General features: G+C 70.2%; 20 protein-coding genes. 15 read left to right on the forward strand and 5 right to left on the reverse strand.

Translation table 11 applies throughout. The features are described from left to right. The first annotated feature begins 189 nt into the window (after window positions 1-189). Window positions 190-486 (forward strand): ArsR/SmtB family transcription factor, encoded by a 297-nt coding sequence (locus PQI66_RS13410; RefSeq protein WP_339999179.1) that lies wholly within the window; start codon window positions 190-192, stop codon window positions 484-486. Window positions 487-576: 90 nt separating this feature from the next. Then, the gene (locus PQI66_RS13415) at window positions 577-1,410 is read left to right on the forward strand and encodes an alpha/beta fold hydrolase (RefSeq protein WP_339999030.1); all 834 of its coding nucleotides are present in this window, start codon (window positions 577-579) and stop codon (window positions 1,408-1,410) included. Between the two features lie 20 nt (window positions 1,411-1,430). Here PQI66_RS13415 and PQI66_RS13420 read toward each other — a convergent pair whose 3' ends face one another. Beyond that, a complete protein-coding gene (locus tag PQI66_RS13420; RefSeq protein ID WP_339999031.1) occupies window positions 1,431-1,646 on the reverse strand; it encodes a HepT-like ribonuclease domain-containing protein in 216 nt (71 codons plus the stop codon). A 581-nt stretch (window positions 1,647-2,227) separates the two neighbouring features. Here PQI66_RS13420 and PQI66_RS13425 point away from each other — a divergent pair. From PQI66_RS13425 to PQI66_RS13455, 7 genes are read left to right on the forward strand one after another with little or no spacing between them, the layout of a single operon-like run. Next, window positions 2,228-2,533 carry an urease subunit gamma gene (locus PQI66_RS13425; RefSeq protein ID WP_339999032.1) on the forward strand — a complete coding sequence of 102 codons (306 nt, stop codon included), beginning with the start codon at window positions 2,228-2,230 and terminating at the stop codon, window positions 2,531-2,533. After that, window positions 2,530-3,276: a hypothetical protein gene (locus PQI66_RS13430; protein WP_339999033.1), complete on the forward strand. Its 747-nt coding sequence runs from the start codon at window positions 2,530-2,532 to the stop codon at window positions 3,274-3,276. The genes PQI66_RS13425 and PQI66_RS13430 overlap by 4 nt, the downstream gene beginning before the upstream one ends. A gap of 9 nt (window positions 3,277-3,285) precedes the next feature. Then, window positions 3,286-3,690 (forward strand): urease subunit beta, encoded by a 405-nt coding sequence (locus PQI66_RS13435; RefSeq protein WP_339999034.1) that lies wholly within the window; start codon window positions 3,286-3,288, stop codon window positions 3,688-3,690. Continuing rightward, the gene (ureC, locus tag PQI66_RS13440) at window positions 3,687-5,414 is read left to right on the forward strand and encodes an urease subunit alpha (RefSeq protein WP_339999035.1); all 1,728 of its coding nucleotides are present in this window, start codon (window positions 3,687-3,689) and stop codon (window positions 5,412-5,414) included. Before PQI66_RS13435 ends, ureC begins: the two co-directional genes overlap by 4 nt. Then, window positions 5,414-6,151: an urease accessory protein UreF gene (locus PQI66_RS13445; RefSeq protein WP_339999036.1), complete on the forward strand. Its 738-nt coding sequence runs from the start codon at window positions 5,414-5,416 to the stop codon at window positions 6,149-6,151. Before ureC ends, PQI66_RS13445 begins: the two co-directional genes overlap by 1 nt. 12 nt (window positions 6,152-6,163) lie before the next feature. Then, complete coding sequence (ureG, locus tag PQI66_RS13450; protein ID WP_339999037.1) at window positions 6,164-6,799, forward strand: urease accessory protein UreG; 636 nt, start codon at window positions 6,164-6,166, stop codon at window positions 6,797-6,799. After that, window positions 6,796-7,737, forward strand: a complete 942-nt coding sequence (locus PQI66_RS13455) for an urease accessory protein UreD (protein ID WP_339999038.1) — start codon at window positions 6,796-6,798, stop codon at window positions 7,735-7,737. Before ureG ends, PQI66_RS13455 begins: the two co-directional genes overlap by 4 nt. Before the next feature lie 35 nt (window positions 7,738-7,772). Here the strand turns inward: PQI66_RS13455 and PQI66_RS13460 are convergent, their stop codons facing one another. Continuing rightward, window positions 7,773-8,912: an aminotransferase class I/II-fold pyridoxal phosphate-dependent enzyme gene (locus PQI66_RS13460; RefSeq protein WP_339999039.1), complete on the reverse strand. Its 1,140-nt coding sequence runs from the start codon at window positions 8,910-8,912 to the stop codon at window positions 7,773-7,775. Between the two features lie 39 nt (window positions 8,913-8,951). Between PQI66_RS13460 and PQI66_RS13465 the strand changes: the two genes are divergently transcribed. From PQI66_RS13465 to PQI66_RS13480, 4 genes are read left to right on the forward strand one after another with little or no spacing between them, the layout of a single operon-like run. Continuing rightward, window positions 8,952-10,271: an adenosylmethionine--8-amino-7-oxononanoate transaminase gene (locus PQI66_RS13465; RefSeq protein WP_339999040.1), complete on the forward strand. Its 1,320-nt coding sequence runs from the start codon at window positions 8,952-8,954 to the stop codon at window positions 10,269-10,271. After that, window positions 10,268-10,930, forward strand: coding sequence for a dethiobiotin synthase (bioD, locus tag PQI66_RS13470; protein ID WP_339999041.1), 663 nt, complete (start codon window positions 10,268-10,270; stop codon window positions 10,928-10,930). The genes PQI66_RS13465 and bioD overlap by 4 nt, the downstream gene beginning before the upstream one ends. 59 nt (window positions 10,931-10,989) lie before the next feature. Further along, window positions 10,990-12,687, forward strand: a complete 1,698-nt coding sequence (locus PQI66_RS13475; RefSeq protein ID WP_339999042.1) for a purine-cytosine permease family protein — start codon at window positions 10,990-10,992, stop codon at window positions 12,685-12,687. Continuing rightward, window positions 12,662-13,399 (forward strand): NAD-dependent deacylase, encoded by a 738-nt coding sequence (locus tag PQI66_RS13480; protein ID WP_339999043.1) that lies wholly within the window; start codon window positions 12,662-12,664, stop codon window positions 13,397-13,399. The genes PQI66_RS13475 and PQI66_RS13480 overlap by 26 nt, the downstream gene beginning before the upstream one ends. Here PQI66_RS13480 and PQI66_RS13485 read toward each other — a convergent pair. Continuing rightward, window positions 13,392-13,970 (reverse strand): gamma carbonic anhydrase family protein, encoded by a 579-nt coding sequence (locus tag PQI66_RS13485; RefSeq protein ID WP_339999044.1) that lies wholly within the window; start codon window positions 13,968-13,970, stop codon window positions 13,392-13,394. The genes PQI66_RS13480 and PQI66_RS13485 overlap by 8 nt on opposite strands. A 39-nt stretch (window positions 13,971-14,009) precedes the next feature. Beyond that, window positions 14,010-14,723, reverse strand: a complete 714-nt coding sequence (locus PQI66_RS13490) for a glutamine amidotransferase-related protein (protein ID WP_339999045.1) — start codon at window positions 14,721-14,723, stop codon at window positions 14,010-14,012. A gap of 29 nt (window positions 14,724-14,752) precedes the next feature. Here PQI66_RS13490 and PQI66_RS13495 point away from each other — a divergent pair, with 29 nt between their 5' ends. Beyond that, window positions 14,753-15,229 carry a flavodoxin family protein gene (locus tag PQI66_RS13495; protein WP_339999046.1) on the forward strand — a complete coding sequence of 159 codons (477 nt, stop codon included), beginning with the start codon at window positions 14,753-14,755 and terminating at the stop codon, window positions 15,227-15,229. On the opposite strand, the gene PQI66_RS13500 is transcribed toward PQI66_RS13495, so the two are convergent. Next, window positions 15,205-15,525: a hypothetical protein gene (locus tag PQI66_RS13500; protein WP_339999047.1), complete on the reverse strand. Its 321-nt coding sequence runs from the start codon at window positions 15,523-15,525 to the stop codon at window positions 15,205-15,207. The genes PQI66_RS13495 and PQI66_RS13500 overlap by 25 nt on opposite strands. A gap of 67 nt (window positions 15,526-15,592) precedes the next feature. Here PQI66_RS13500 and PQI66_RS13505 point away from each other — a divergent pair, with 67 nt between their 5' ends. Then, window positions 15,593-16,546 (forward strand): NAD(P)H-dependent flavin oxidoreductase, encoded by a 954-nt coding sequence (locus tag PQI66_RS13505; RefSeq protein ID WP_339999048.1) that lies wholly within the window; start codon window positions 15,593-15,595, stop codon window positions 16,544-16,546. The last annotated feature ends 3 nt before the right edge of the window (window positions 16,547-16,549 follow it).

Consider the following 16,549-nt stretch of genomic DNA (forward strand, 5'->3'; position numbering starts at 1 on the left):
ATGTCATCTGAGTCACCGCACAGGGTGATTCTGAAGGAAAAACTGTCCTGGGTGGTGGCTCAGATCGCTGGAGACGATGAGATGCGTCCATCCTGTCCGACACGAGCCTTCACTCGGCTACAGTACGGAGGCATGACCGGGACGGACGAGCGCGCAGACGAGAAGGCGGACGACGCCGACCTCACCCGTATGCGCGAGCTGTCCGACGACTGGTCCGAGACCTTCCGCCTCCTCGGTGACCCGACGCGGCTGAGGCTGCTCACCGTTCTGCACTACGTCGGTCCCGGCACGCTGAGCATGTCGGAGCTGGCCGACCGCGCCGGGGTGAAGACGGCGACGGCGTCCGCGGCGTTGCGGCTGCTCACTACCGCCGGGGTCGTCACTGCCACTCGTGACGGCCGGATGATGCGTTACGCGCTCACCGACGAGCGCGTCCACCGTCTGCTGCATCACCTCGGTGGGACGCACGCGCACCACGCGCACTGACACCGCCACGGGGTGACCGGGACGCACACGCGCGCCGGGGTGAGTACCCTCGGTGGGGCAACCGAACTCTTCACCAAGGAGGTCACGGACATGAGCACCATCACCACACGCGACGGGGTCACACTGCACGTCGACGACAGCGGGGAGTCGGGGGACCTGGGACGCACCGTCGTCCTGATCCACGGGTGGCCGCTCTCGGCGGAGTCCTGGTCGGCGCAGACGTCGGTCCTGCGCAAGAACGGTTACAGGGTCGTCGCCTACGACCGGCGCGGGTTCGGACGGTCCGACAAGCCGGACTCCGGCTACGAGTACGACACCCTCGCCCGAGACCTGGAGGACGTGCTGACCGGCCTGGACCTGCGAGACGTCACTCTCGTGGGCTTCTCGATGGGTGGCGGTGAGGTCGCCCGTTACTTCAGCGTCGGTGACGTCTCCCGCATCCGCAGCGTCGTCTTCGCTGCCGCGGTGCCGCCGTACCTGCTGAAGACCGACGACAATCCGGACGGCCCGCTCACCGAGGAGGCGGCCCAGGAGATGGAGGACGGACTCAAGGCGGGACGGGACGACTTCTTCGAGGGCTTCACCACCGGTTTCTTCTCTGTCGGCGACGAGCTGAAGGTCAGCGAGGACACCCGGAAGGACGCGGTCCGGTTGGCGCACCAGAGCGACCAGACTGCCGCACTGGGCTGTATGGAAGCTTTCGGAACCACCGACTTCCGTGAGGACCTGCCGAAGATCGAGGTCCCGGCGCTGATCATCCACGGTGACTCGGACGACATCGTGCCCTTCGAGGGCTCAGGTAAGCGCACCGCCGAGATGGTGCAGCACAGCCGGACAACCGTGATCGAGGGTGCGCCCCACGGGCTCAACGCCAGTCACGCCGCCGAGTTCAACGCCTCGCTGCTGGAGTTCCTGGCGGACTGACGCCACAACGAGTGGTGTTTCTACCGTTGCCGCTCGTTGAGGTGCAGCCGCAGCACATCGGCAAGAGGCGGGACGTGGACCGTTGCTTCACCGATGATCTGAAGGTTGCGTTCTATAGCATCTAACGCCATGTCGGCTTGGGCATCGTCCCCGTCCGTGAGCGAGCGCATGTATCGCTGACATCGCTCAATGGCCTGAAGTATGTCGGCAATGCGTTGATCAAACCGGCGGCTCATAGGAGTGCCACGGCGTTGATCTCGACAGTTCTCGCGATCTCACGCTTGAGAAGCTGCGACGGAAATATGTCGATGCTGGTGATGCCATCGGTTCGGAAGAGTTCCCTGGTCTCCTCCATGAGGCCGGAGGCCCGCATGAGAAGGTTTCCGTCGTGAGCTTCTCCTCGGGCAACGGATCCGAACAGGCGGGGGTTCGAGGCTCCGTACTTGTCCAGTAGCTCCTGGAAAGCGGCGCGACGCGCCTCAAGCTTCTCCCGGAGGGAGATGCTTGCAGCGGTGTCGGTGTCCGCCCTGTGGGCCCCGGACGACCTCCCTCCGGTCCTGTGCTGACTACGTCTGGCCCGGGGCCAGAAGCCCCTCGGGAAATGGGCACCGTCCTGTGCACGCTCTCGGGCCCGGATGCGTGCACAGGATGGTGCCTACTTCCAGCCTGCGTCTCGAGTGCATCATCGGAGAGAGGACCCCCACCCCCGGCACGTGTTTCCGCCGGGTAAAACCTCCGGGGCGCCGTCCCCACGACCTCTCCCGTGTCACTACCGTTGGACAGGTACGACGCACCAGCACGCACAGAAGGACGCACCGTGGAACTCACGCCCCGGGAGCAGGAGAAGCTCCTCATCTTCACCGCCGCCGAGGTCAGCCGCAGGCGACAGGCCCGGGGACTCACCCTCAACGTCCCGGAGGCCACGGCCCTGATCAGCGAGGCCGTCATCGAGGCCGCGCGTGACGGGCGCACGGTCGCCGAGGCGATGGAGGTCGGCACGCAGGTCCTCGGCCGTGACGACGTCCAGGACGGCGTCCGCGAACGGCTGTCCCTGATCCAGGTCGAGGCCACGTTCCCCGACGGCACGAAGCTCGTCAGCGTCCACGACCCGATCGGACTGTGACCGGGCCGATGGAGTCGCTCACCGTCCTCTACGCCGGCGCCGAGGTGCCGACCCCGTCCTCACTGCAGGACGCCACAGGTGTCCCGGTGGTCACCGGTCCACGCGACCTCGCCCGCCACGCCGAACAGGCCCGGACGCAGGACGTGCCGCTGGTGGTCGTCCCCGCGGGGACGGGGCGAGCCCTGACGTCGGTCACCCAGGCGGCGCAGGCGCTGCAGTGGGCGAAGCGCTCGGGCACGCGGGTCGTGCTCGGCCCGTCGTTGATTGACGCGACCCGCGCGATCGCCGAGATGCGCCGGCACCTGCGTGCCGCCGCGACGGGCCATGACGCGGTGCTGTTCCGTGCGAACACCGTCGACGCCTTCGCCGACGCCGAGCTGCTGCGCCGGGTACGCCTGGCCCAGCAGTACTCCGAGGACCTGCTGGTCGAGGTCGCCTTCGAGGGGTCCTGGCCGTCGGTGGACACCGCGCGTGACCGCCTCGGACTCCTCGGTGCGACAAACCTCACGGAGATCCGTGCCGATCTGGGAGCGGACGGCGGAACGGTCCTGTTCCGCCCGTCGTCCCTGGCCACCGCGGTAGAGCGTGCCGTACACACGGCCCTGCACCTGCTCCGCGACCACCATGACGACGGTATCGCCGACGGCCTGCTCGCCGACCACGCCACCGGCTTCGCCCACTCCCACGGCGACGAGGACGGGCACGAGCATTCCCATTCCCACAGCCACTCCCACCACCACTAGGAGAGCCCCATGTCCGGAAGCGCCAGCTACCGCCTGGCCCCCGACCAGCCGACGTCGGTCGAGCTGAACCGGGGACGCGCCACGACCACACTGCGGGTGTCCAACACCGGCGACCGTGCGGTCCAGGTCGGCTCCCACTACCACTTCTTCGAGGTCAACCCCGCCCTCAGCGTCGACCGTGAACAGGCGTGGGGAATGCACCTGGCGATCCCCTCCGGTCTGGCGGTGCGCTTCGAACCTGGTGACACCCGGGAGGTCACCCTGGTGGACTTCGGTGGCAGGCGCGTCCTGCACGGGTTCGCCGGCCTCGTCGAAGGGCGACTCGACGACCCGACGGTGAAGGCCCGTGCCCTGGAGAACCTCCCGGCGTTCCTCGCCACCAACGACCCGCTGACTGACCTGGAGATCCGATGAGCACCATCGACCGGTCCCGCTACACCGAGATCTACGGACCCACCACCGGTGACACCGTCACCCTGGCGGACACGTGCCTGACGGTGCGCATCGAGCACGACCACCTCGCCGGCTCCTACGGCGACGAGTCCGTCTACGGCGGCGGCAAGGCGGTGCGTGACGGCATGGCGCAGGACCCCACCGCCACGGCCGCCACCGGCGCCCTGGACACCGTGATCACCGGCACCATCGTGCTGGACGCGGTGGCAGGCGTGGTCAAGGGCGACGTCGGCATCCGGGACGGCCGCATCGTGAAGATCGGCAAGGCCGGCAACCCGAACACGCAGGACGGGGTGGACCCCGAGCTGGTCATCGGCCCCGGCACCGAGGTCATCGCCGGGGAGCACCGTATCCTCACCGCCGGCGGGGTGGACACGCACATCCACTACATCACCCCGCAGCAGGCCGAGCACGGTCTGGCGGGTGGGATCACCACGTTCTTCGGCGGCGGGACGGGCCCGGCCGAGGGCACGCTCGGGACGACGTGCACCCCCGGGGCGTCCGGCGTGCAGTTCATGCTGCGTGCCGCCGAGGGGATGCCGGTGAACACCGGGTTCCTGGGCAAGGGGTCCGGGTCGCTGCCGGAGGCCCTGGCCGAGCAGATCCGCGGCGGGGCCGCGGGGTTGAAGATCCACGAGGACTGGGGCGCCACCCCGGCGACGATCCGCAACGCCATGGACGTCTGCGACGAGTTCGACGTGCAGCTCGCCATCCACACCGACACCCTCAACGAGGGCGGCTTCTTCGAGTCCACCGCCCGTGCCTTCAAGGGCCGGCCGGTGCACACCTTCCACTCCGAGGGTGCCGGCGGTGGCCACGCACCGGACATCCTGCGCGTCACCGGCATGCCGAACGTGCTGCCGGCCTCCACCAACCCCACGTTGCCCTACACCGTGAACTCGGTGGAGGAGCTGCTGGACATGGTGATGGTCTGCCACCACCTGTCCCACGACATCCCGGAGGACGTGGCCTTCGCCGACTCGCGCGTGCGCGCCGAGACCATCGCCGCGGAGACGGTGCTGCACGACCTCGGCATCATCAGCATCTTCAGCTCGGACTCGCAGGCGATGGGACGCGTCGGAGAGTCCTGGATCCGCGCCTTCCAGACCGCCCACCACTGCCGGGAGCAGCTCGGCGAGCTGGACGAGGACGCCGGCACCGGCGCCGACAACAACCGGGTGCTGCGCTACGTGGCGAAGATGACGGTCAACCCGGCCATCGCCCAGGGCATCGGCGGACACGTGGGCAGCATCGAGCCGGGAAAACTCGCCGACCTGGTGCTGTGGCCGGTCGACTCTTTCGCGGCGAAACCGCGCCTGGTCCTGCGCCAGGGCCGTATCGCCTACGCGCAGATGGGCGACCCGAACGCCTCGCTGGCCACCCCCCAGCCGGTGGTCTACCGGGACCAGTTCGCCAACTACGGCACCGCCCTGCAGGACACCCGGGTGACGTTCATGTCCGCCGCCGCCATCGAGGCCGGCGTCCCCGAGCAGCTCGGCCTGACCTCCACCGTCCTGCCGGTGACCGGCACCCGCGACATCGGCAAGAAGGACATGGTGCGCAACGACCGGCTCGCCGAGATCGCCGTGGACCCGGACACCTACGAGGTCACCGTGGACGGCGTCGCCGCAACGATTGCCCCGGCGACCACGCTGCCGCTGGCGCAGAAGTTCTTCTTGTTCTGATGCTCCCGATGCTCCCGTTCCTGCAGTCCCTGACCTACGCCGACTCCGCCTACCCGTCGGGGCGCTACACGCTGTCCCACGGGTTGGAGGGGCTGGTGCAGGCCGGACGGGTCCGCGGGACGGCCCAGGTCACCGACGTGCTGCTCGACCACCTGCGCCACACCGCCGCCCCCGGCGACGGGGTCGCGACCGCGGCTGCGACGCTCACCACCGATCTCGACACCCTCGTCACCCTCGACCACGAGCTCGCCGCGACGAAGGTCACCGGTGAGCTGCGCCGGGCGTCCACCCGGGTGGGACGCCAGCTGCTGCAGGTCACCGCCCAGGTCGAGGAACAGCTCGGCGTGCGTCGGGTGCAGGGGCAGCCGGACGTCCTGGATACCTACGCCGCCGCCGTCGCCGCCAAGGAGACGCCGGGAAACCAGGCCGTCGCGGCCGGGGTGGTACATGCGTCCCACGGCATGGACGCCGTGACAGCGGTGGCGACCGAACTCACCGGCCTGGCCGTCGGCTGGGCGGGTGCGGCGCTGCGGCTGCGGCAGTGCGACCACATCGGTGCCCAGGTCGCGATCACCGCGTCCCACCCGGTGATCGCCGAGCTCGCCGACCGCGCCGTCCGCACGGCCACCGACCTGCTCGCCGGTGGAGAATGGAGCCTGCTGGGCCGCGCGAGCCCCGGCAGTGACCTCGCCTCCGCCGCGCACGAGACCGCCCCCGCCCGACTGTTCATGAGCTAGAGAGGACAACCTATGAGTACCCCAGACCCCGTCACCGGCACCGGATCCCCGCTGCGCATCGGCATCGGCGGGCCCGTCGGCTCCGGCAAGACCGCCCTCATCGAGGCCCTCGTCCCGCGCTTCGTCGCGGCCGGGCGCCAGGTGGGGGTGATCACCAACGACATCTACACCCAGGAGGACGCCATGCACGTCCGTCGGGAACTCGAGGGCGTGATCAGCCCGGACGTGGTCATCGGGGTGGAGACCGGGTCCTGCCCGCACACCGCGGTGCGCGACGACCCGACGATGAACCTCATGACCGCCGCCGACCTGCTCGACGAGCACCCGGAGATCGACACCCTGTTCTTCGAGTCCGGCGGGGACAACCTCACCCTGACCTTCTCCCCGGCGCTGGTGGACGTGTTCGTCTTCGTCCTGGACACCGCCGAAGGCCAGAAGATGCCGAGGAAGCGGGGCCCCGGGATCACCGAGTCCGACATCCTGGTGATCAACAAGACCGACATCGCCCAGTACGTGCGCTGCGACCTGACGGTGATGAACGCCGACGCCGTCGACGTGCGTGACGGCAACCCCGTGGTCCTCACCGACTGCTTCTCCGGGCAGGGCATCGACGAGCTGCAGGCGAAGCTGGAGGGCTTCCGGGGGTGATCTCCCTCGACCCGTCCGCCCTCACCCCGCCGGTGCCGCATGAGATGGCGGACATCGCCGGGGAACACTCGTCCGGAGGTGTGATGCCGGTGGGACGTCCCGGCAAGGTCGGTGTCCTCGACGTCACGCTGGGGGTGAGAGGCGGCCGGACCGGCGTGGCCTCCCGCTTCGTCAAGGCGCCGATGCAGTTGACCCGCCCGCTGTACATCGACCCGGCCGACCCCGGTGAAGCATTCCTCTACATCCGTACCACCGGCGGTGGGCTGGCCCAGAACGACCGCATCCGTCAGATCGTCCGCCTGGAATCCGGCGCCGGTGCCACGGTGACGACCCAGGCCGGTACGCCGGTGCACCGGATGGACGCCGGTATGGCGTCGCAGTGGGTGAGCCTGCACGTCGCCGACGGTGCGGTGTGCGAGTACCTGCCGGGCCAGACCACACTCTTCGCCGGGTCCCGCCTGCTCCAGACCACCGACGCCGAGGTGGCGCCCGGCGGCCGACTGCTCGCGGCCGAGGTGATGCTCACCGGGCGGCTCGCGCGCGGGGAGGTCAACGGTTTCGACGCCCTCGCGCAGCGCTTCCGGGTGACCCGGGGTGGTCGGCCGCTGCTCTCCGACACCTTGTGCGTCACCGGTGCGGCGGCGCATTCCGAGATGCTGCTGTCGCGCTGGCCGGTGTGGGGCACGGTGCTCCTCGTCCCTCCGTCCCCTCCGTCCCCGTCAGTCGTGCCGGCCCTGCTCGCCGCCGTGCGCGACGCCCTGCCGGACGCGACACCGGAGCTCACCGCGGCCGCCTCCACGATGGTGGCCGACGCCGGTGTCACCGTGCGCGTGGCGGGGGAGGACCCCGTCACGGTGCGCTCCGTCGTGGGGGAGGTGCACAGCCTGGCCCGGGAACACCTGCTGGGACGCCCCGCGGTCGACCTGCGCCGGATGTGAGCCGCTGGGACCGGGGCCGGACCGCGGAGGGTCGTCTATCTTCCGGGGAGGACCTCCCGCAGCGCCGCCAGCAGTGCGTCGACCTGATCGTCGGTGTGGGTGGCCATGACCGTGACCCGCAGGATCGCCGCGCCACGCGGGACGGTGGGGTAGCGGATCGCGGGGACGTGGAAGCCACCGCGGCGCAGGGCGTCGGCGACGGCCATCGCCTCCGCCTCGTCACCGACGGGCACCGGGACGATCGGTGTCCGGCCGGGTACTCCCAGTCCCTGCCTGACGCGCCGCACAGTGGCCTGCAGCCGCCGGACGTGGCCGGGGTCGGTACGGACCAGACGCACCGCCGCGAGTGCGGCGGCGACCGTCGGGGCGGAGGCGGCGGTGGAGTAGATGAACGGCCGGCCCTGGTTGCGGATGAGGTCGCAGGTGTCGCGGTCGGCGCAGACGAAGCCGCCCTCGGAGGCCAGCGCCTTGCTGGTGGTGCCCACGAGGACGTCCGGTCGGCCACCGTCGCCGGGCACCGCGCAGCCCCGACCGTCCCCGACGGTGCCGATGCCGTGGGCGTCGTCGACGAGCAGTCGGCAGCCGAATTCCCGGGCCACGTCGACGAGCTCTGCGACGGGGGTGACCGTCCCGTCCATCGAGAACACCCCGTCGGTGACGATGAGGCCGTGCGGGGTGTCGCGTCCGGCCAGCAGCCGACGCAGCGCGGCAGTGTCGCGGTGCGGGTAGACGACGAGGCCGGCGCCGTGGGACCGGGCGGTGCGGCATCCGTCGATGATGCTGGCGTGGTTGCGTTCGTCGGAGTAGATCGTCACCGTCTCATCGGCGAGGACCGTGACCGCCGCGAGGTTCGCGGCGAAGCCGCTGTTCAGCAGGACGCAGTCCGGGTAGCCGAGCCAGTCGGCGAGTTCCTCCTCGAGCCGGCGGTGCAGGGTGGTGGAGCCGGTGGTCAGCCGCGACCCGCCGGAGCCGGTGCCGAAGGTCCGGGTGGCGTCCACCGCCGCGTCGACGACGACCGGGTGGTGGGAGAGCCCCAGGTAGTTGCTGGAGGAGAAGAGCAGGCGGTCGTCGCCGTCGACGCGGGAGACGGGGTGTTGTCCGGTGGAGAAGTCGACGGTGGTGCGGCCGAGTCCGGCGGCGCGCCAGGCCTGCAGACGTTCGGCGACATGGGGCATGGTGGTTCTCCCGAATTGAACGGTGTATAGGTTGGGGTTGTGAACAGTGTAGACCACAGCACCGACCTCTGGACCCCGTCCCGCATCATCGACGCGGACCGCCGGCACGTCTGGCACCCCTACGCGCCACGCCGTGCGGCGGCGGGGAACCTTCCCGTGGCGTCCGCGTCCGGCACACGGCTGGAGCTGGCGGACGGCCGCACGGTGATCGACGGCATGAGCTCCTGGTGGGCGGCCTGCCACGGCCACGGGCACCCGCATCTCCGCGACGCCGCCCACCGCCAGATCGACCGGATGAGCCACGTGATGTTCGGTGGGCTGACCCATCGGCCCGCCGCGGAGCTCGCCGAACGGCTCACCGCCTTCGCGTACCGCCCCGGCCTCACGGGGGAGCCGTTGACCTCGGTGTTCTTCTCCGACTCCGGGTCGGTGGCGGTGGAGGTCGCGATGAAGATGGCGCTGCAGTACCAGCGGGGTGTCGGACGCCCCGACCGCACCCGCTTCCTGACCTGGCGCGGTGGCTACCACGGCGACACACAGGGGCCGATGGGCGTCTGCGACCCGGACGGCGGCATGCACGCCCTGTGGGCCGGTGTGCTGACCCCGCAGGTCTTCGTCCCCGCACCACCGCCGCGGGGCAGCACACCGGACACCGTCGCCGACTACCTCGCGCGGATGCGTGCCGTCGTCGAGGAGAACGACGTCGCCGCCGTCATCGTCGAACCCGTGGTCCAGGGAGCCGGCGGGATGCGCTTCCACGACCACGCGGTGGTCACCGGTCTGCGGCGCGTGTGCGACGAGACCGGGGCGCTGCTCATCCTCGACGAGATCGCCACCGGCTTCGGACGCACCGGCGATGACCTGGTCGGCACCGCCGCCGGTGTCGTCCCCGACATCCTCTGCCTCGGCAAGGCGCTCACCGGTGGGTTCCTGAGCTTCGCCGCCACGCTGTCCACTGACCGGGTCGCCGCCGCCGTGGACGCGGGTGCCGGGGCGCTGATGCACGGCCCGACGTTCATGGGCAACCCGCTGGCCTGCGCCGTCGCGCTGGCGGCCCTGGACCTCGTGGAGTCCGGGTACTGGCGGGACCGCGTCCCGCGGATCGCCGGGCTGCTGCACCGCGGCCTCGCGCCGCTGCAGGACGTACCGGGCGTCACCGACGTCCGCGTCCTCGGGGCGATCGGCGTGGTCGAAACCGTGGACGCCGTCGACACCGCCGCCGTCACCGCCGCACTCGTCGACCGTGGTGTGTGGCTGCGGCCGTTCGGCCGGCTGGTCTACACCATGCCCCCGTTCACCTGCACCGACGACGAGATCGCCCAGATCACCGGTGCTGTGCGTGAGGCGGTGGGAGCATGATCGTCCTGGTCACCGGTACCGGGACCGACGTGGGGAAGACCGTCGCCACCGCCGCGCTGGCGGTCCACGGGCAGGCCGCTGGACGCCACGTCACCGTCGTCAAACCCGTGCAGACCGGTGAACCTCCGGGACACGGCGACCTGCGTTCCGTCACCGCGTTGACGGGGGTCACCGACACCCACTGCTTCGCCTCCTGTCCCGAGCCCCTGGCGCCGGTCGCGGCCGCCCGGCGCGCCGGGACCGTCCTGCCCGGGCTGGAGGACACGGCCCGACGTATCCTCTCACTCGACCGGCCGGGGTGCCTCGTCCTCGTCGAGGGGGCCGGGGGAGTGCTGGTCGACCTCGGCGGCTTCACCCTCGCCGACCTCGCCGTCCGGCTCGATGCGCCGGTGGCGGTGGTGACGACGACGTGCCTGGGCAGCATCAACTACTGCGACCTGACCCTCGAGGCGCTGGATCACCGGGGTGTCGCCTGTCTCGGGGTCATCGGCGGATCCGTGCCCGCCGACCCGGACACCGCGACAGCGACGACGCTCGACGCGCTCCGGTCGGCGCACCAGGCACAGTGGCTCGGCGGGATCCCCGCCGGCGTGTCGACGCTCGACGGTGCGGCGTTCCGTGCCGGTGCGCTCGGGTGGCTGGACATGCCGGAACTGTAACCTCCGGGAAACTCCCACGGCACCCTGCCGGAAAAATGCCGCTCGTAGCGTGTGTCCCCATGACCCAGACAGTCACCCAGACAACCCAGGACCCGTCCGCCAGCCCGGCGGCCCCGGCGGCGGCACCGTCCAGCCCCGTCGGTACCGAGGACTTCTCGCTGCGGTTCGCCCCACGCCACTACCGGAAGTGGACGCCGGCCGCCGTCGCCGCCAGCGCCCTGGGCGGGATCGCCTACCTCGCGGACTTCTCCATCGGCGCGGCGATCGGCGTGGAGCACGGCACCACCAACGCGGTCGGCGGCATCCTCATCGCCGCCCTGCTGATCTTCGTCTCCAGCGCCCCGCTGGCCTACTACGCCGCGCGCTACAACGTCGACCTCGACCTGATCACCCGCGGTTCCGGCTTCGGCTACAAGGGGTCGATCATCACCAACCTCATCTTCGTCTCCTTCACCTTCATCCTCTTCGCCACCGAGGGCGCGATCATGGCGCAGGGGCTCAAGGTCGGCCTCGGCATCCCGCTGTGGGCCGGGTACGCGGTCAGTTCGCTGATGATCATCCCGCTGGTCGTCTACGGCATGAAGCTGCTGTCGAAGCTGCACTCCTGGACCAACCCGCTGTGGCTGGTCATGATGTTCGTGCCGTTGATCGTCCTGGTCGTCCAGGAGCCGTCGTCGGTGGGGACGTTCCTGGAGTACACCGGTGAGGACAACGCGCCCGTGTCCTTCGCCGCGATGATGCTCGCCGCCGCCGTCTGCCTGTCGCTGACCGCACAGATCGCGGAGAACATCGACTACCTGCGGTTCATGCCCCCGAAGACGGACGCCAACCGCCGGTCCTGGTGGGCCGCGGTGATCTGCGGTGGCCCGGGCTGGGTCGTGCTCGGCGCGATCAAGCAGATCCTCGGTGTCTTCCTCGCGGTCTACATGATCTCGGTCGTGGGCCAGGGCGCGGACATCGCCGTGGAGCCGGTCAACCAGTTCATGACCGAGTACCGCCAGATGATGCCCGGCTGGCTCGCCGTGACCCTCGCGGTGGTCCTGGTGGTCATCTCCCAGATCAAGATCAACACCACCAACGCCTACTGCGGGTCCCTGGCCTGGACGAACATCTACTCGCGCACCACGAAGCGCTACCCGGGCCGGGTCTGGTTCGTGGTGCTCAACGTGTCGATCTCCCTGGCGCTGATGGAGTTCAACATGTTCAGCGTGCTGAGCTTCGTGCTGAGCTTCTACTCCAACCTGGCCATCGCCTGGATCTTCACCGTGGCCGCGGACATCGTGGTCAACAAGTACATCCTCGGGATCTCCCCGAAGCGTCCGGAGTTCCGTCGTGGCATGCTCTTCGACTACAACCCGGTCGGCATCGTGTCGGTCCTGCTGTCCGGCGGGGTGTCCATCGCCATGTTCTTCGGGGCCTTCGGCGACACCGTCGCCCCCTTCTCCCCGTTGTTCGCCGCCGTCATCGCCGTGGTCGTCACCCCGCTGATGGCCGTCGTCACCAAGGGCCGCTGGTACCTGCGCCGCGACTCCGACGGCATCGACCTGCCGATGGAGGACGCCGACGGCAACCCCGTCGACGACCGGCTGACCTGTGCGGTCACCGGCGAGTCCTGTGAGCGCCCCGACATGCTGGCCTCGGCGGTGCCCGGGCCGGACGGGGAGACGCAGTACATCTCCTCGCTCGCCCTCACCCTGGACGCCTCGGGCCGGCACGTCCTACCCTTGGAGCATGGAACTGCGAACAGCCGTCCGTGACGCCCGACGTGTCGAGGTCTTCACCGGTGCGGGCATGAGCGCGGACTCCGGGCTGGACACCTTCCGCGACGCCACCACCGGTCTGTGGAGCAACGTCGACGCCCAGGCGATGGCGAGCATCGACTCCTGGTCCCGCGACCCCGACCCCATGTGGGCGTGGTACCTGTGGCGGGCGGCGAAGGCCCGCGCCGCCGTCCCCCACGAGGGGCACCGTGCGGTGGCGGCGTGGCAGGACACCCCCGGTGTGACCGTGCACGTCACCACACAGAACATCGACGACCTGCACGAACGCGCCGGGAGCAGGGACGTCTCACATCTCCACGGCAGTCTGTTCTCCTTCCGCTGCGCGGTCTGCGGTGCCCCGGCGGGTGAGCCGGACCTGCCGTCCCTCGACGACGCGCCGGCCGGCCGTCTGCACCCGCCGGAGTGCCGGGCCTGCGGACGACTCGTGCGTCCCGGTGTCGTCTGGTTCGGCGAAGCACTGCCCCAGGCGGACTTCGCCGCTGCCGAGGAGTCCATGGAGACCTGCGACCTGGCGGTCATCGTCGGCACCAGCGGGGTCGTCCACCCGGCGGCGGGTCTGCCGAGGATCGCCGCCGCCCGCGGCGTGCCGATCGTGGAGATCAGTCCCGACGACACGGACCTCACCCCGCTGGCGACATGGTCGCTGCGCACCACCGCGGCGGTAGGGCTGCCGCAGTTGCTCAGCTGAAGCGCACCTCGTCGAGGCTCAGCGCGTCCCCCGGGGGCATCTGACCCTTCGCGATCTCCACGTAGTGCCCGGCGTGGGTGACCAGTCCGTCGCGCTCGTCCTGCGACAACTCGCGGCGGACCTTCGCCGGCAACCCTGCGGCGAGGACGCCGTCCGGCACGTCCTGCCCCTCCAGGACGGTGGCGCCGGCGGCGACGAGGGTGCCGCGTCCCACCGTCGAGCCGCTGAGCAGTGAGGACGACATGCCGATCAGGGTGCCGTCGCCGACACTGCTGCCGTGGACGAGGGCCTGGTGGCCTACCGTGACATCGTCACCGAGGACGTTCGACACCCCGCTGTCGACGTGCAGCACGCTGTTGTCCTGGATGTTCGTGCGCGCGCCGACGCGGATGGACCCGACGTCGGCGCGGATGACCACACCGTAGAACACCGAGGAGTCCGGGCCGATCTCGACGTCGCCGATGAGTACCGCCGTGGGCGCGATGTAGGCGGTGGAGTGGATCCGCGGCACCCTCCCGTTGAAAGGCAGGATCAGGGGGCCGCTGGTGCGGGGGTTCTGGTAGATGTCCATGTTCCCCACTGTAACTACTGTCGTGGCAGGTCGGGCCGGTCAGTCGATGAGACCGACACTGCGGACCCAGTCGACCAGCATCTTCCGCGAGGGCTCCACGAGGGGCGGGCCGAGCTCCGCGGTCTGCGCCCGCAGGCCGTTGACGTCCACCGTCTGGTGGTGCAGGTCGGTGTGGTGGCCGATCAACCACCTCTCGAAGGTCTCCGGGTCGATCTCCGGGTGGAACTGCAGTCCGAGGGCGTGGTTCGACCGGAAGGCCTGGACCGGGGTGTCGTCGTCGTAGGCGAGACGCTGCACCCCCGCGGCGGCGGCCGCAGCTCCCTCCGGCAGCTCGATCCGGTCACCGTGCCAGTGCAGGACGGGACGGTCCTCCAGTGCGCGCAGCGGACCGGACGCCCCGGCGTCGGTGAGCGTCACCGGTGACCAGCCGATCTGCATCGGACCGACGGAGGGGACGACGCGGCCGCCCAGCGCGAGTGCCAGCAGCTGCGCGCCGAGGCACACCCCCAGCACCGGGCGGCCGGCGGAGTGCCGTGCCCGGATGAGCTCGACCTCGTCGGCGAGGTACGGGTAGTCGGCGTCCTCGGCATTCACCGGCCCGCCCATGACGACGAGCAGGTCGGCGTCCAGGGGTCCGGGTGGGTAACCGACGCCGACATCGACGTAGTCCGGCTGCAGGATATCGTCCCACGTGCCGGCGTCCTCGAAGGAGACGTGGCGCAGGACGACGGTGCTGAGGTCGGTGTCTGCCATGCCGCCCAGGATACGTGCATCATGGGGGTATGGCTCATGTGTTGATCGTCCACCACAGTCCGACCGACAAGCTGCGCACCATCGCGGCGACCGTCCTCGAGGCCGCCCGCGCGGCGGCCGCGCAGGTCAGCGAGGAACTCGACGAGCCGCTCGAGGTCAGGGAGCGTGACGCCCTGGACCCCGACGGAGACGAACTGCACGACGCGGTGGCGGTGATCCTGGGGACCACCGCAAACTTCGGGTACATCTCCGGTGCCCTGAAACACTACTTCGACTCGACGTACCTGCAGAACCAGGACCGGGAGAAACTCTTCTCCTACTGGATCCGTGGCGGCTACGACACCACCGGCGCGGAGAAGGCGATGGAGACCATCGCCACCGGTTTCGGCTGGACCTCGGCCGCCGCACCGGTGACCTTCACCGGTGACATCGAACCCCACCTCGACGACCTGCGTGCGATGGCGGAGAACACCGTCGGTGCCTACTTCTTGTCCGCCAGCAGGTAGGACGCCCCGGCGACACCGGCGGTGACGGTGAGGACGGCGGGCCAGGAGCCCATCTTCTTCGCCAGCGGGTGGGAGAGGCCGAAGCCGGCGACGTAGGCGGTGGACAGTCCGGCGGTCAGGGCGGGGCCGCCCTTGGCCAGCCAGGTGCGCCCGGCGTACACGCCGGCGGCGGCGAGCAGGACCCCGCCGAGGGGGCGGATCCCGGTCTCCCGTGCGCTGACCCACCCGCCGATCAGTCCGAGGGTGGTGACGGCGGCGGTGTTGACGTCCGTGGCTTTCTTCAGTGTCATGTCCATGCCCGCCAGGCTACCCTTGAGGGGGACACCGACAAGCCAGCCGGGGAAAGGAAGACGGAGGACCACCGTGACACAGCTACCCGACACGTTGCTGACGAGACTGTGGGGCATCGACCTGCCGATCATCGGTGCGCCGATGGCAGGACGCGCCGGAGGCGAGCTCTCTGCCGCGGTGAGCAGGGCGGGCGGACTCGGGATGATCGGCGTGGGGGCGTCGACGTCCCCGGAGTGGATCCGCGAGCAGGCAGAGATCGCCGGTGACGGGGGGAACTTCGGCATCGGCCTGATGGTCTGGGCGCTCACGGAGGAGGTGTTCACCGCCGCGGTGGAGGCGAATCCGACGGTCCTGTCCCTGGCGTTCGGTGACCCGTCACCGTGGGTGGCGCGTGCCCATGCCGCGGGGATCAGCGTGGTCGCCCCGGTCAACGACATGCCCCAGGTGCGTCAGGCACTTGAGGCGGAGGTGGACGTGCTCTGCGTCCAGGGCACCGATGCCGGCGGGCACACCGGGCGCATCGGGACGATGCCGCTGATGCAGCAGGTGCTCAACTACACCGCGGCGCACGCACCCGGCGTCCCGGTCGCCGTGGCCGGCGGCGTGGGGACGGGGCGCGGTCTCGCGGCCGTGCTCGCCGCGGGAGCGGACGCGGCCTGGATCGGGACGGCGCTGCTGGCGTCCCCCGAGTCCACGGGGTCGGAGGAGCTCAAGGCCGCCGCGGTGACGGCGTCCTCGCGTAACACCGTGCTCACCGGGATCTACGACCGTGCCGAACAGGTGGGCTGGGACATCCAGGCCTGGCCGACGAGGACGGTGCGCAACGACTTCGTCGACCGCTACGCGACCGACAGTTCCGCGACGGACGAGGAGCTCGTCGCCGCGCGGGGTCCCGGCGGACGCTATGCGGAGGAACTCAAACTGCACGCCGGGCAGGGCGTCGGGCTCGTGCGTCAACGTGAACCCGCCGGGGAAACCGTCGCCCGCATGGCGCAGGAGGCGCACGACCTGCTGAAGAGATTCTGACGC

The organism is Corynebacterium sp. USCH3, from assembly GCF_037619475.1.
Taxonomy (GTDB): Bacteria; Actinomycetota; Actinomycetes; order Mycobacteriales; family Mycobacteriaceae; genus Corynebacterium.